We start from the raw sequence: 13,915 nt of genomic DNA, 5'->3' as shown, positions 1-13,915 counted from the left end.
CCGTCACCATGGATGGCTGCGGCTGAGATCATCATACTCGTTCAAAGTCGCATTTCAGGCCGCGGCGGGCTGGTCGGCGATCCTGTACAGCGCCGCCGCATTGTCATGAAACAGTGCGTCCATCTGTTGGCGAGGAAAACCCCGAACCGCTCGCTTGAAGCCTGAGTAGATCGTGTCGAAGCTCGCGACCAGGCTGTCCACCGGATAGTTGCTGGCGAACAGGCACCGCTGCCAGCCCAGGATGGAGATCGCCTCCTGCACGATCCTCATGTTCTCCTCGGTAGGCCACGTACCAGGCGCCAAGCCAATGCCGGACAGCTTCATGCGGACGCAGTCGTGCGGAGCGAGCAGCGCGACTGCCCGACGCCACGCGGCAAGCCCCTCCGCCGATCGGTCGGACGGCAAGGCGGTGTGGTTCAGGACCAGGTGGATACCGGGATGATCGCGCGCCACCTCGGCAGCCGCAGCCAGATCCCACCAGGGCACCTGCACTTCCCCGACGAAGCCGTGCTGTTCGAGTTGCTGGTAGCCGCGCCGCCAGGCTGGATCGTCCATCGAGCCCGGCCGGCCCCTCTGCGCGTCGGCGGGAGCTTCCACCTGCGTCGGCTTGGTGCGGATCCCGCGCATGAAGTCGAAGCCGGCGAGACCGGCTAGCGTCTGCCCAGCATCAGGCAAATGCAGCGACGCCTGCCCCACGGCCACCGTCGGCAGGCGCTCGCGATGCCGGAGCTGCGCGAGCCAGCGCGCCTCGCCAAGCGGGTCGCCGACCCAGCCGGCCTGTACATGGACAGTGCCGACGACATTATGCGCGGCCACATCCCGCCGGTAATCGTCAGGCAGGTAGCTTTGCCCCATCAGCCGCTCGGTGCTGCCGTATCTGAAGGGCTCCGGACGCGTCGTCCAATTGGGGTAGCGCTCAGGATGGGCCTGCAGGTCCCAGAAGTGCTGGTGCGGGTCGATGATGGGCAGATTGCGCAGGAAAGCCTCCTGCTCACGCGGGTCGGTCACGTCATTTCTCCTCACGTCGTCCCGCGGGCCAGGAGTTCGAACCCCACATCGACCCGCTGTCCGGGCGGGGCGCGCCGCTCGATGCGGTCCAAGAGCGTCAGCGCAGCGCGCCGGCCCATCTCTCGGCGTGCGAAGCGTATTGTCGTGAGAGGCGGGTTGATCGCGGCTGTGATGTCGGATCCGCCAAAGCCAGCTATCGCAATGCGCTCCGGCACCGCGACGCCAAGTCGCTGCGCTTCGAACAGCGCGCCCATCGCGATGGTATCATTGGACAGGAACACCGCATCCGGCGCGGCAGCATCGTCCAGCAGCTCTCGCAGGAACCTGGCGCCTGTTTCGGGTGTGCTGGGTGCTTCGGAGCACACGACTCGGACGGGAACGAGCCCGCACTCCGCGAGGCCGGCGCGCAACCCCTCCAATCGCCGGAACGCACGGAAGTCGGAGTCGAGCCGCGCGCCGTAGAAGGCGATACGGCGATAGCCACGGTCGGCCAGGTGCCGTCCCATGGCGATGCCGGCAGAGCGATGATCCAGCCCGACGTTGGAATCGATGGGCGTGTCGGTCAGCTCCAGAGCTTCAACGACAGGCACGCCAGCGGCGTGCAGCATCCGGCGGGTGGCGTCCGTGCGTTCGATGCCGGAGAGAATGACACCCTCGGGCTGCCATCCCAGCAGGGCCGCGACCGCGCGCTCCTCCTGCTCCGGTGTTTCGGTGAGCTGGCTGATCAGCACCTCATAGCCAAGCGGGCGCAAGACTTCGTCCGCGCCCCGCAGTGCGTCGGCATAGACCGAAGCGGAGATGCCCGAGACGATCACGGTGACCAGCCGCGAGCGGCGCGCTGCAAGACCGCCGGCAAAACGATTGGGCAAATAGCCCAGATCGCGCACCGCGGTGGCGACCTTCTCCCGAACGCGAGACGAGACAGCGTCCGGCTCGCGCAATGCGCGGGACACCGTCATCGACGTCACGCCCGCCTGCGCCGCAACGTCACGAAGGGTGACGTGTCCGCCACCAGCGCGCCGGGCCTTTGGGCGTGAGCGTTGGGTTCTAGCTCCGTCGGACGGCGACATCGGTTCCTTGCCAGAGGAAAGACGTTAGCGCTACCTTTAGCGCTAACAAACATAACGCCGAGGCCACGCGAACGGCAATGACCTCGGTGCGCAGGAGGAAAGTCATGCTTACATTGCCTCGACTGGCCGTCGCTGCCGGGGTCCTTCTTGCGCTCATGCCCGGTGCCGCGCGCGCCGAGTTTCCTGATCGCGAGATCCGTGTTGTCTGTGGATTTGCGCCAGGTGGAGCGTGCGACATCGTCTCTCGCCTGATTGCCGAGCATGCCGCGCCCATCTTTGGCCAGCGCGTCATTGTGGAGAATCGCGCCGGCGCGGGCGGCAAGATCGCGATGGAGTTCGTCGCGCGTTCGGCGCCGGACGGCCACACGGTCTACACCTGCGCCGCCGGACAGATGTCGATGCTCCCCGAATTGCCGGGCCCGCCGCTGGCCGTCGATCCGGGACGCGACATGACGCCGCTCGCGGCGCTCGCCGTGCCCAACTACGTGCTCGTGGTGCCAGCCGATAGGCCCTGGCGCAGCATGGATGACCTGATCGCCCATGCCCGTGCCAACCCCGGCCGCCTGAACTACGGCAGCGCGGGTGGTGGCACGATGCAGCAGCTCGCCGGCGAATCCTTCAAGCACTTCGCGCAGCTCGACATCAGCCACATTCCCTATCGCGGCGCTGCGCCGGCGATCGTCGATCTCACGGCGGGACGCATCGATATGATGTTCACCAACCTGGCGGACGTGACGGGCCAGATACAGGGGAACCAGGTGCGCGTGCTCGCCTTCAGCGACGACATGGGATCCGAGCAGTTCCCGGGCGTGCCGCGGACCTCGCAGACTTGGCCGGACTTCGTGGTGGGCGGCTTCTTCGGCGTCTGCGGCGCAGCCGGCACGCCGCGCGCGGCCGCCGAGCGCTGGCACGACGCGATGCGCCGCATGGCCGCCAATCCCGCAGTGCGCGAGCGCCTGTTGTCGCTCGGGCTGGTGCCGCGGGTCGAAGGGCCGGACGAGTTCGCCGCGACCATTGCGCGCGACCGCCAGCGCTTCGGCGCCGTCATCCGCGCCGCCGGCATTCGCGAGGAGTGAGCCGCACCATGCCCCTGAATGTTGGCTGCATCGGCATCGGGCTCATGGGGGAGGCGATGGCGCGGCGGCTGCTCGAGCGCGGCCACCGCGTTACCGCCTGGAACCTGGAGCCGGAGCGCCTCGACACGATCGTCCCCCACGGGGCCGCGGTTGCCGCCAGCCCCGCCGCTGTCGCTGAGGCCGCCGATTGCGTGCTGATGTGCGTGCTGCATACCGAGGCGGTGGCGAACTGCGTCTTCGGCCCGGGTGGCATCGCCGAGGCTGGGCCGCAGCCAGGGAAGATCCTGGTCGACGTCTCGACGATCGACCCGCAGGCGACGCGCGACATGGCCGGCCGCCTGCGCGGCGCGACCGGGATGCGCTGGGTCGATGCCCCCGCCTCCGGCGGCATCAAGGCCGCGCGCGAGGGCAGCCTGGCCCTGATGCTCGGCGGCGCCGAGGAGGACGTCGCCGATGCCATGCCGCTGTTGCGCGAGCTCGGGTCGGGCCTCACCCGCATGGGTCCGGTCGGAGCGGGCCAGACGACGAAGGTCATCAATCAGGCGATCGTCGGCACGGGCTTTGTGCTGCTGGCCGAGGCGCTCGCACTGGCCGAGGCGGCCGGGCTGGATACGGCGAAGCTGCCGGAAGCGCTGGCGGGCGGCTTCGCGGACAGTGCCCTGCTGCGCCATCGCTACCCCCGCATGCAGCAGAGGAACTTCGATCCGCCGACCGGCTATGCAAGGCAGCTCAACAAGGACATGCAGGCCGTGCTGGCCTTCGCGCGGCACGTCGAAGCCGCGCTTCCTCTCGTGTCCGCGGCAGCGCGACAGTTCGAGGCCTTCGTCGCGGCGGGCAATGCGATGGCCGACACGTCGTCGGTCATTCGGATGTATCGGCCTGACTGACGCTCTGAGGGCCAGCCACCTCCCGTCTGGTGATCGGCCGCGGCGTGCGCGGCGACGGCCTGCCTCTAACTGTTGACAGGTCGTAGCGATACCTTTCTCCTCCCTAGTAATGGAGGAAACGAGGACCAATTGCGCTCCGCACTGCGGTGCGTTGCCACCGCGATGGCGGCGCCCATTGCTCCTGATGTCGTGCGCACACCACTCGTCACCTCCCTTGGTCGGCGGCAAACGTCGCTTCAACGACGCTCATTCCGGGGCGCCGCATCAGGCGGCGACAATGGGAGACAAGGAAGATGACAGGCTCCATGAAGCTTCCTCGCCGCGGCCTCCTCATAGGAGCCGCGGCCGTCGGCTCGGTGCTGTCTGCGCCCGCTAAGGTCCGATCTCAGGCGGCCTTTCCTTCTCGCATCGTCGAGATTGTGACCCACGCCGGCGTCGGTGGCGGCACTGACATTACTGCGCGGATGATGATGGTGCAGGCGCCGGCTGTCTTCGGCCAGGAATTCACCGTCGTGAATCGCACCGCCGGCAGCGGCGCACAGGCGCTGCAGTACGTTGCGAGCAAGCCGGCCGACGGCCACACCATCATCCTGATGACGCAGACGCATATCCTCACGCAGCTGCGCAACCCGTCCCTGCCGCAATTCGCCGACTTCATCCCGGTGGCGCGTGCCACCGCGGACCCGCACCTCGTTCTCGTCCGACGCGATAGCCCCTTCCGCACCCCAGCTGACCTGATCAACGCGGGCAAGGAGCGGTCGCTGCGCTTCGGCGGCACGCATGTCGGCGGAACCGACCACGTCGTGATCTTCGCCTTCGGTCGCGCGTCGGGCATCCAGCGCCCGACACTCGTGCCATTCCGCGGCGGTGGGGAGGTCGTCATCAACGTGGTGGGCGGCAATGTCGACACGGCGGTGGTGAATCCGGGCGAAGCAGAGGCACAGCTCCGGGCCGGCGAGGTGCGGCCGCTGATTTCACTGGCTGAGACCCGGCTGGAGGCCTTCGCCGATGTGCCGACGGCGAAGGAGCTCGGCATCGATGCCACCGGCTACACGCTGCGCGGCTTTTGCGTGTTCAAGGGCACGCCGGATGATCGCGTGGCACGGCTGGAAAGCGGACTGATCGAGGCGATGTCGGGGCAGGTCTACCGAACTTACCTCCAGAACACCGGCCAGATGCCGGAAAGTGTTACTGGGCGGGAGGCCTGGGGTGCCCAGCTCACGCAATTCAATCGCGACGGGCGCGAGGCGCTGCAGGCACTCGGACTGCTTCGCGGCTGATGTGGACCGCGCGCAACCCGAACCACACGATCGCCGTAGCGGTCGCGGCCGTGGCGGCGGCGGCCTTCGTCGGCACCTACTGGTTTGATCCCGTACCGCCTGGCCTTCCCGGCCTCGGCGCAGCAGAGTTCCCGCGGCTGCTTTGCCTCGTGCTGCTCGGGCTCGCCGGGCTGCTGGCGATGACGCCCGGCACGGCGCCATCCGAGGGGGACGCGCCGCCGCTCGACCGCGGGGCTTGGGCGGTCTTCGGCATCTGCCTGCTGTTCCTGCCGGCGCTCGAGGTCATCGGCCTCTGGGCGGCCATCCCAGTGTTTCTGGTGGCAGCCGGACTGATCTGGGGTGCGATGCCGTTGCGGATCCTGCTGCTCAACGCCGCGGGGTTCACGCTCGCGCTTTGGGTCATTTTCGCGAAGCTGTTTCGCCTGACGCTGCCGACCGGGTGGCTCGGCGCCGCGTTGGGGGGCTGAGACGCATGGAGGGCTTTCTTGGCGGCCTCGCCATTCTCATCGATCCCTATGTAATGCTGATGGTTCTGCTGGGCACTGTGCTCGGCATCTTCGTGGGGGCGCTGCCGGGTATCAGCGGCTCGACGACCATCGCGCTGCTACTGCCCATGACGATCGCGATGGGACCGATCCCGGCGATCTGCTTCCTCGGTGCAATCTATTGTGCGGCGAACTTCGGCGGATCGATTACCGCCATCATGGTGAATGCACCGGGCGACCCCTCGGCCAGCGCTACCGCTCTCGAGGGCTTCAAGATGGCAGAGAAGGGGCAGGCGGGACTTGCGCTCGGCATCTCCGCCATCGCCTCGGCGATCGGGGGGATCGTCTCAGTCTTCGTGCTGATCGTCGCGGCGCCGCTGCTTGCACGTGCGGCCTACAGCTTCGGGCCGCCGGAATACTTTGCGATCGCGCTGTTCGGGCTGTCGATGTGCGCCGCCATCGGCGGGGATAGCCCGCTCAAGAACCTCATCGCCGCGGTGCTCGGGCTGTTGATCGCGACGGTCGGGATGGACTTGACCACCGGGATCGAGCGCTTCTCCTTCGGCATCTATGAACTGTCAGACGGTATCGGCTTCGTGCCGGTGCTGATCGGCCTGTTCGCGGTGGGGGAGATGCTGGACCAAGCGGCGAAGCGCGTGGGCAAGGCGCAGATCATTCACCTCGACGCGGCGCGGGTGCCGGGCTGGGCCGAGTTCAAGAAGTGCAACCGCTCGATCTGGGTTGGCAGCGCGGTTGGCACCTTCATCGGCGTGCTGCCCGCGCTCGGCGCCACAACCGCGGCGCTGATCGGCTACAATGAGACGCGGCGCTGGTCGAAGTACAAACACGAGTTCGGCAAGGGCAGCATCGAGGGCGTGGCCGGGCCGGAGGCGGCAAACAACGCGGCTGTCGGTGGATCCATGGTGCCAACGCTCGCGCTCGGCATCCCGGGCAGCGCCACGACCGCGATCATCCTTGCCGGGCTGATCGTGCAGGGCGTGCGGCCGGGGCCGCATTTGTTTACCGAGCAGCCGACGCTGCTCTACGCGGTCTTCGCCTCCATGCTTGCGGCAAACCTCTTCTATCTCGTTATGGGACTGTCCATGGCGAAGCTCTTCGCGCGGATCTCCTTGATCCCGCCGGCGATCCTTTGGCCGTCCGTCTTCGTGCTGTCGGTTATCGGTGCCTACGGACCGAACCAGTCGATGGGCGACGTGCTCGTGATGCTGGTGGCTGGCGTCGTCGGGTTCCTGTTCCGCCGCACCGGCTTCTCGCCGGCACCGCTGATCATGGGCCTCGTGCTCGGTGCGATGGTCGAGGAGACATTGAAGCAGTCGCTGATCATCTTCGATGATGATTTGGCGGGTTTCCTCGGGCGACCGATTGCGCTCACGCTGTTTGCCTTGACCATAACCGGGCTACTTTGGCCCATGGTGTCGCGCCTGCTGCGTGGGGGGCGAGCGGCACGGGCATAGCCGCAGGCCGGTGGGGAACGCCCCGCCGGCCGCTTGCTAGAGTCTGGGCCTGGATAGAATCGAGTGCCGGACGCCGAGAACGCCGCACCCGATGTCCGACCCTGGGCGGATATCGTCCTCCAACGCTAAAGCGATTTCCATGTTCACCACGCGATGGCAACGCCGCCGCCGCCGCGGGGATCGGCACCGCCGCTCGGCCGTCCGCCCTTGAGCAGGATGGCGTGCGCGCGGCTCATGCCCGCGTCGTACGAGATCGGCGAGTGCCGGATCTCGTGCCCAAGACCGCGAAGCGCGTCCACCACATCACCCTGTACCCGCGCCTCACAGAAGACCGGCCCGCCCTCGCAGTGGATGCGGGGGAAGGATACGGCCTCGACCGCGGTCATCCCGAAGTCGATGGCGTTGACGATGGTGGTCAGCACCGCGGATATGATGACGCTGCCGCCCGGTGCGCCGACGATCATCCAGGGCTCGTCGCCCTTGAACACCATGGTCGGAACCATGCCGGTGGTGCGGGCCTTGCCCGCGGCGATGCTGTTCGACCGACCGGGCTGCACGTCGAACAGCTTCATCGCATTGTTCCAGTTGAAGCCGAGGCCGCCCGTGACGACGCCGGCACCGGTGCCAAGCGTATGCGTGACCGAGACGCAGTTTCCGGCGGCGTCCCAAACCGATAGGTGCGTCGTGCAGGATGGGGGCGCGGCCTTCCGTCCGCCGGGCAGCCATCCGTCACGTATCTTTGCCGCCCAGGCCGCGGCGCGAGCCTTCGACATCATCTCCTCGACGGGAACCTCGACGAAGGCAGGATCGCCGAGCCATTGCTCACGATCCTCATGCGCTGCGGCCATCGCGCGCGCGACGAGGTCGAAATGCGCAGCGCTGCCGGCATGCTCGGCCGCGAGATCGAAGTTCTCCAGGATGTTCAGCATTGCGATCAGCACGGCGCCCGAGCCCGGCGGAGGGTTCGATGCGATCCGGTATCCGCGATAGGTTCCGATCACCGGCGCGGCCTCGACCACGCGATAGGCCGCGAGATCCTGTGCGGTGACGAAGGCGCCGCTGCGGCCGAAATCCTCGGAGATCACGCCGGCGATCTCGCCGGTGTAGAAGTCGGCCGCGCCCTTCTCCCCGATCCGCTGCAGCGTCGCTGCCATCTCGGGGTGCCGGATGAGGTCGCCTACCTCGTGCAGTTCGCCATCCGGGCGGAGATAAAGCGCCGCGCAGCCGGGCGAGCTGGTCACCCGCCGCTTGCCGTCCGGCAGCCCCGGCTGCGGCCGGCGCGTCAGGAACTCGCGAAAGAATGGCGTCACGACCATGCCCTCCCGCGCCATGCGGATCGCAGGTGCGAGAAGATCGGCCCAGTCCCAGGTGCAGAGGCGCTCGTGGAAACGCGCGAAGCCCGCCACGGTGCCGGGCGTCATGATGGCGCTGTACCCGAGTTCGGAGCGGTAATCGTCGAAGATCGAGTAGGCCGAGATTTCCGATCGCCCCTTGCTCTGGTTCGCCCACATATCCGGGATGACGCGGGAACCAGCGCGGGCATGGAAATCGATCATGCCGTGCGCGCCCGATCGCGAGTCGCGGAACTGGAGCGTCCCCATGCCGCCCATGCCGCACATGAAGGGGTCCTGCACCATCTGGCAAAAGGCGGCGGCCAGGGCCGCGTCGAATGCGGTCCCGCCGCGTCGGAGGATATCGGCGCCAGCATCGGCAGCGCGTGGCTGCGGGCAGACGACGATACCTTTGATATGATTCATGCGGGCGGTCCCTACTCGGCGTGGCTGACAGCGTGCCGCAGTCGGGCGGGGCCGTCACCATGGCCGCGTTCCCGTCGCCGCGTGGCGTTTCCGCCGCACGACGGAGGATCGGTACGCGCGTCACGCGCCCTGTTGAGATGGCGCTGTTGGACCAGGATCGCGCGATCGGGCACCTAGTGACATCGGATGACCCAGGCTAGCATCGGTGCAAATGCGGGAGGAAATGGATGATCGGTCGCCGGAACGCCATCATGGGCGCCGCTGCTCTGTCGACCTTGTCGCTGCCGGCCCTTGGGCAATCCTATCCCAGCCGCCCGATTAGGATGCTCGTGCCCTACGCGGCCGGTGGCGGGCAGGACATCGCTGCCCGCCTGTTGGCGGAGCCGCTACGCGCGGGCCTCGGGCAGCCCGTCGTGGTCGAGAACCGGAGCGGCGCCTCCGGTATGATTGCTGCTCAGGCGCTCGCTCAGTCGGCCGCTGACGGCTACACGTTGATGCTCGGCGGGGCGGGCGAGACGGCGATCAACCATCACCTGTTTCGCGATCGGATGACCTATCGGCCCGTGCGCGACATTCGGCCAATCATGGTGGTGGTCAAGGTGCCCAACGTCGTGATGGCCAATCCCGAGGCCCCGTTCCGCAACGTGCCGGAGCTCGTCGCGGCCGCGGAGGCGGCGCCTGGCCGGTTCTCGTACTCGTCCTCCGGCATCGGCAATCCGCAGCATCTCGCCGGCGAGCTTTTGAACCACATGGCCGGCATCCGCACGCTCCATGTGCCTTATCGTGGCTCGGGGCCTGCGGTGCTGGACATTGCGTCGGGCCAGGTGCAGTTCGGCTACAACAGTCTGGCATCGGCGCTGCCGCTGATCCGGGAGGGCCGGATCCGTGCGATCGCCGTGACGTCCAAGGAGCGGATGCCCCAGCTTCCGGATGTCCCGAGCGTGTCGGAATACGCGCCGCTGGCCGCGTATGAGCTGGTGAATTTCTTCGGCGTCTTCGCGCCGGCGGCGACGCCGGAGCCCCTCATGGTCCAGCTCCACGGTGTGCTGGCATCCGCGCTGCGCGATGCGGAGCTGCGCGCTCGGTTCGAGGGCCAGGGCTTGCTCGTGCAATCCATGGGGCTTGAGGAATCACGTAGCTTCGTGACCGCAGAGGCCGAGAAGTTCGGTGAGATCGTCCGCGTTGCCAACATCACGGTCGAGGGCTAGCGGTCGCGTGTGGAACCGGTTGCTGATCACGGGCGCCGCGGGGGAGATCGGCACGGTCATCCGAACAGCCGTGACGCAATCCGCTCGATGTGTCCGGCTGCATGATCGTCGCACGATCGCCGATCAAAGTGCCGGCGTCGAAACCATGCAGGGCGATCTCGCGGAGCCGGGCATCGCTCTGGCAGCGACCCAGGGTGTGGATTGCGTCATCCATCTCGCTGGCGTCCCACGTGAGACCGGCGGCACGCACGCCGACATCCTGCAGGCGAATGTGATCGGATGCCACCAGCTGTTTGAAGCGGCACGGATTAACGGCGTGCGACGGGTCATCTTTGCCAGCAGCAACCACGTCATCGGCTTCTACCCGGCGGAGGACACCGTCGGTACGACGGAACCGCCGCGCCCGAGCGGCATCTACGGCGCCACCAAGGTCTTCGGCGAGGCGCTCGGACGACTTTATGCCGACAAGCATGGCATCGAGGTGGCATGCCTGCGCATCGGGGCATTCCGTGCCCGGCCCGGCAATGCGCGGGAACTTGGAGCCTGGATCAGCCATGGCGACATGGCGCGGTTGGCGCGCTGCTGCGTCGAGGCACCGCCCTTCCATTTCCTGGTCCTCTACGGGGTCTCCGCCAATGCGCGTGCGCGGTGGGGGCGTGATGAGACGGCCCGGACGCATATCGGCTTCAACCCAATCGACGACGCCGAAGTCTTCGCCAGCGAGATCGAAGCAATCGCGCCGGAGCCAGGTAGCATCGAGGCGCGATTCCACGGCGGCACTGTATGCCGCCTCGGTTTCAGCGGCGACGAGGCCCGCGTCTCCCGGCCCCCGGCGCGGGCGCCGTGAGCGGCTGCTGACCGCGCTGGCGCCTCCCGATCAATCGCGGCCGAAGGCGAGCAGGGCTGACGGCGGCCGCAGCGAACTCACCTGCGGCAATCCTTTGAGCGGCGCCTGCAGGATCTGCACCGGTCAACTGATTGCCGAGATCTCTCCTCGACAGACAAGAGCGGGAACCGCCGCAGCCGGGGTCCCGTGGTGTGAGGCATGCCTTCACGCAAACGGCTCGCGGATCAGCTTTCCAGCAACCACACTGAGAAGAGCTGCTCCGGATCGGTCCACATCCTGACGGGCCGCCAGCCCGCGGCCTCGGCGAGCGCGCGGAGGCGGTCCGGGCTGTACTTGTGGCTGCTCTCGGTATGGATGCTTTCGCCCGCGGCGAAGCGAAAGCGATGGCCAGCAACCATCACGCTCGCCGCATGCCGCGCGACCAGATGCATTTCGATCCGTTCGAGCCGCGCATTCCAACGCGCCTCGTGACGGAAGGAAGCGAGGTCGAAGTCGGCACCGGCCTCGCGATTCAATCGGGCAAGCAGGTTGAGGTCGAAAGCGGCCGTGACGCCGGCCGCGTCATCATAGGCCGCCTCGAGAACTGTGGTCTCCTTCACGAGGTCTGCGCCGAGCAGCATACGAGCCCCGGGCCGGAGACTGGCGCGGGCGCGACTCAGGAAGGCGACCGCCTCCCGTGCCTCGAAGTTCCCGATGGTTGACCCGGGGAAGAAGCCGAGATGCGTCCTGCTGCCGGCCGCCCGTCCGCCCAGGTCGAAGGGCAATGTGAAATCCGCCACGACCGGCCGAACCCTGAGGTCCGGAAAGGCGGCGGACACGCGCGCGGCCGCCGCATCAAGCCATTCGGCGGCGATATCGACGGGAAGATAGGCGGCCGGCGCCTGGAGCGTGCCAAGCAGTTGCACGGCCTTGGTGCCGTCGCCGGGGCCGAACTCGACGACCGCGGCGCCGGGGCCGATGGCATCGGCGATGTCCGGCCCGCTCTCGTGCAGGATCCGCACCTCCGTGCGCGTGGGATAGTATTCGGAGAGCCGGGTAATGGCTTCGAACAGCCTGCACCCCTCCGCGTCGTACAACCATTTGCAGGGGAGGCTTTTCGGCGAAGCGGCTAGCCCGGCCAACGCGTCGGCTCGCAGCGCTTCGGCTTGCGATGACGCAGCATCGCGACTGACCGCGCCGCTCACGCTGCATCCTCCGCCACCCGCACGCCAGTGAATTGCCAGCGCGCACCGGGCGGGAAGAAGTTTCGGTAGCTCGGCCGTGCATGCCCTGGCGACGTCGCGAGCGACCCACCGCGCAGTACCATCTGCCCGATCATGAACTTGCCATTGTACTCGCCGACGGCGCCCGCCCAGGGCGTGAAGCCGGGATAGGGACGATAGGCGCTGCCGGTCCACTGCCAAGCAATGTCCGACCGCTCGGCGAAGCCCTCCAGGGTCTCAGCGGCTTCCCACTCTTGCTCGGTCGGCAAGCGCTTGCCGGTCCAACGGGCGAAGGCGTCCGCCTCGTACCAGGAGACATGCCGGACAGGCATGAGCGGGTCGACCGATCGCAGGCCGCCGAGGCCGAACTGCCACCACGCGCCGTCGCGACGCTCCCAGTAGAGCGGCGCCTCCCACCCCTCGGCCTGGCAGGCCGCCCAGCCATCGCTCATCCAGAGCAGGGCGTTCCGATAGCCGCCATCCTCCATGAAGGCGAGCCATTCGCCGTTGCGGATCAGGCGGTCGGAAATGCGGAAGGGCGCCAGATACGTCCGGTGGCGCGGCGTCTCGTTGTCGAAGGCGAAGCCCGGCCCGCCGTGGCCGATCTCGACCACGCCCTCCGGGCCGTCGAGCATGCGGGCGGTGCCACCGGCACTCGCCGGCGCATGCCAGCCGGCGTCATAGGCGGGGCGCAGCGGATTGCCCGAGAGCGCGTGCAGGATGTCGGTCAGCAGCAATTCCTGATGCTGCTCCTCGTGTTGAAGGCCGAGGTCGATCAGCGGCAGCGCCTCCGCCGGCGGGTCGCGCAGCAGCTCCGCCATGGCGAGGTCGACCGCACCGCGATACGCCGTGACCTCGTCATTGCTGGGACGGGTCAGGATGCCGCGCTGAGGCCTCGCATGCCGTGGCCCCGCGGCGACGTAGTAGGAGTTGAAGAGGACGGCGAAGCTTTCGTCGACCCTCTTGTATCCTGGCACGAAGGGCAACAGCAGGAAGGTCTCGAAGAACCAGGTCGTGTGCGCCCGATGCCATTTCGTCGGGCTCGCGTCCGGCATGGATTGGACCACCTGGTCCTCGGGTGAGAGGGGAGCAGCCAAGGCTTCCGTCCTCGACCGAACCCGCGCGTAGCGTTCTGCGACTGGACGGCTGATGGCGGTAGCGCTGCGATCGATAGCGTTCATGATGGGCGGTCCCCCTGATTGGTGCAGCGCGGCGCGCGGTTCCGCTCGCGTTGAATCCGGCCAACCCTGCTACAAGCACAAATGGTCCGCGGAGTTTCCCCCCGCGACCGACATTGGGATTGCCGGCGGCAATCCGCGGCCTCGCAAACGACGCGGCCTGACTCGCCGTTCGCGATCGGACACTTGAGCCACCGTCCATTGAGGTGGTTCGTCGAGTTGTGTTGCCAAGGGGTCTTCGGATTCGCGATGCTCATGCTGTCGGCAGGCCGCAGCAACTTGTGCGGCGATCGAGCGCTCTGAATTTCTTGGGCGGCGGCTGGCGCCGGGCCATCACGCGGAAGGGCTCCAGGATGGACAGCACAATGGTTGCCGGCACCACCAGGGCCACACGGGACGCAGGTACCAGAATGGCCTTCTCCGGCCGTCTCACCAGGTCTTT

12 protein-coding genes are annotated in these 13,915 nt (G+C 67.5%); 7 read left to right on the top strand and 5 right to left on the bottom strand.

The genetic code is table 11. The features are described from left to right. Positions 1-54: 54 nt before the first annotated feature. Positions 55-1,008 carry an amidohydrolase family protein gene (locus GXW78_RS10900; protein WP_211868683.1) on the bottom strand — a complete coding sequence of 318 codons (954 nt, stop codon included), beginning with the start codon at positions 1,006-1,008 and terminating at the stop codon, positions 55-57. A gap of 11 nt (positions 1,009-1,019) precedes the next feature. Continuing rightward, positions 1,020-2,078 (bottom strand): LacI family DNA-binding transcriptional regulator, encoded by a 1,059-nt coding sequence (locus GXW78_RS10895; RefSeq protein WP_272876829.1) that lies wholly within the window; start codon positions 2,076-2,078, stop codon positions 1,020-1,022. A 104-nt stretch (positions 2,079-2,182) separates the two neighbouring features. Between GXW78_RS10895 and GXW78_RS10890 the strand changes: the two genes are divergently transcribed. From GXW78_RS10890 to GXW78_RS10870, 5 genes are all read left to right on the top strand, one after another. Further along, on the top strand, positions 2,183-3,154 hold the full coding sequence (locus tag GXW78_RS10890) for a Bug family tripartite tricarboxylate transporter substrate binding protein (protein ID WP_211868681.1): 972 nt from the start codon (positions 2,183-2,185) through the stop codon (positions 3,152-3,154). A gap of 8 nt (positions 3,155-3,162) precedes the next feature. Next, entirely contained in the window at positions 3,163-4,041 is an 879-nt protein-coding gene (locus tag GXW78_RS10885) for an NAD(P)-dependent oxidoreductase (RefSeq protein WP_211868679.1), read from the top strand. A 419-nt stretch (positions 4,042-4,460) separates the two neighbouring features. Next, a complete protein-coding gene (locus tag GXW78_RS10880) occupies positions 4,461-5,321 on the top strand; it encodes a tripartite tricarboxylate transporter substrate binding protein (protein WP_211868677.1) in 861 nt (286 codons plus the stop codon). Continuing rightward, the gene (locus tag GXW78_RS10875; protein WP_211868675.1) at positions 5,321-5,788 is read left to right on the top strand and encodes a tripartite tricarboxylate transporter TctB family protein; all 468 of its coding nucleotides are present in this window, start codon (positions 5,321-5,323) and stop codon (positions 5,786-5,788) included. Before GXW78_RS10880 ends, GXW78_RS10875 begins: the two co-directional genes overlap by 1 nt. 5 nt (positions 5,789-5,793) lie before the next feature. Beyond that, entirely contained in the window at positions 5,794-7,281 is a 1,488-nt protein-coding gene (locus GXW78_RS10870; protein WP_211868673.1) for a tripartite tricarboxylate transporter permease, read from the top strand. 143 nt (positions 7,282-7,424) lie between these two features. Here the strand turns inward: GXW78_RS10870 and ggt are convergent, their stop codons facing one another. Beyond that, on the bottom strand, positions 7,425-9,038 hold the full coding sequence (gene ggt / locus GXW78_RS10865; protein ID WP_211868671.1) for a gamma-glutamyltransferase: 1,614 nt from the start codon (positions 9,036-9,038) through the stop codon (positions 7,425-7,427). 227 nt (positions 9,039-9,265) lie between these two features. Here ggt and GXW78_RS10860 point away from each other — a divergent pair, with 227 nt between their 5' ends. Both GXW78_RS10860 and GXW78_RS10855 read left to right on the top strand, forming a co-directional pair. Further along, entirely contained in the window at positions 9,266-10,246 is a 981-nt protein-coding gene (locus tag GXW78_RS10860; protein WP_211868669.1) for a Bug family tripartite tricarboxylate transporter substrate binding protein, read from the top strand. A gap of 7 nt (positions 10,247-10,253) precedes the next feature. Continuing rightward, a complete protein-coding gene (locus tag GXW78_RS10855; RefSeq protein WP_211868667.1) occupies positions 10,254-11,093 on the top strand; it encodes an NAD-dependent epimerase/dehydratase family protein in 840 nt (279 codons plus the stop codon). Between the two features lie 224 nt (positions 11,094-11,317). Here the strand turns inward: GXW78_RS10855 and egtD are convergent, their stop codons facing one another. Both egtD and egtB read right to left on the bottom strand, forming a co-directional pair. Then, positions 11,318-12,277, bottom strand: coding sequence for an L-histidine N(alpha)-methyltransferase (gene egtD, locus GXW78_RS10850; RefSeq protein ID WP_211868665.1), 960 nt, complete (start codon positions 12,275-12,277; stop codon positions 11,318-11,320). Further along, positions 12,274-13,476 (bottom strand): ergothioneine biosynthesis protein EgtB, encoded by a 1,203-nt coding sequence (gene egtB, locus GXW78_RS10845; RefSeq protein WP_211868663.1) that lies wholly within the window; start codon positions 13,474-13,476, stop codon positions 12,274-12,276. Before egtB ends, egtD begins: the two co-directional genes overlap by 4 nt. Between the last annotated feature and the right edge of the window lie 439 nt (positions 13,477-13,915).

Origin of the sequence: Neoroseomonas terrae (assembly GCF_018129025.1) — a bacterium.
GTDB classification, from domain to species: domain Bacteria; phylum Pseudomonadota; class Alphaproteobacteria; order Acetobacterales; family Acetobacteraceae; genus Neoroseomonas; species Neoroseomonas terrae.
Note: the sequence above shows the minus strand (reverse complement) of the source record. Positions and strands in the feature narration are given on the sequence as shown.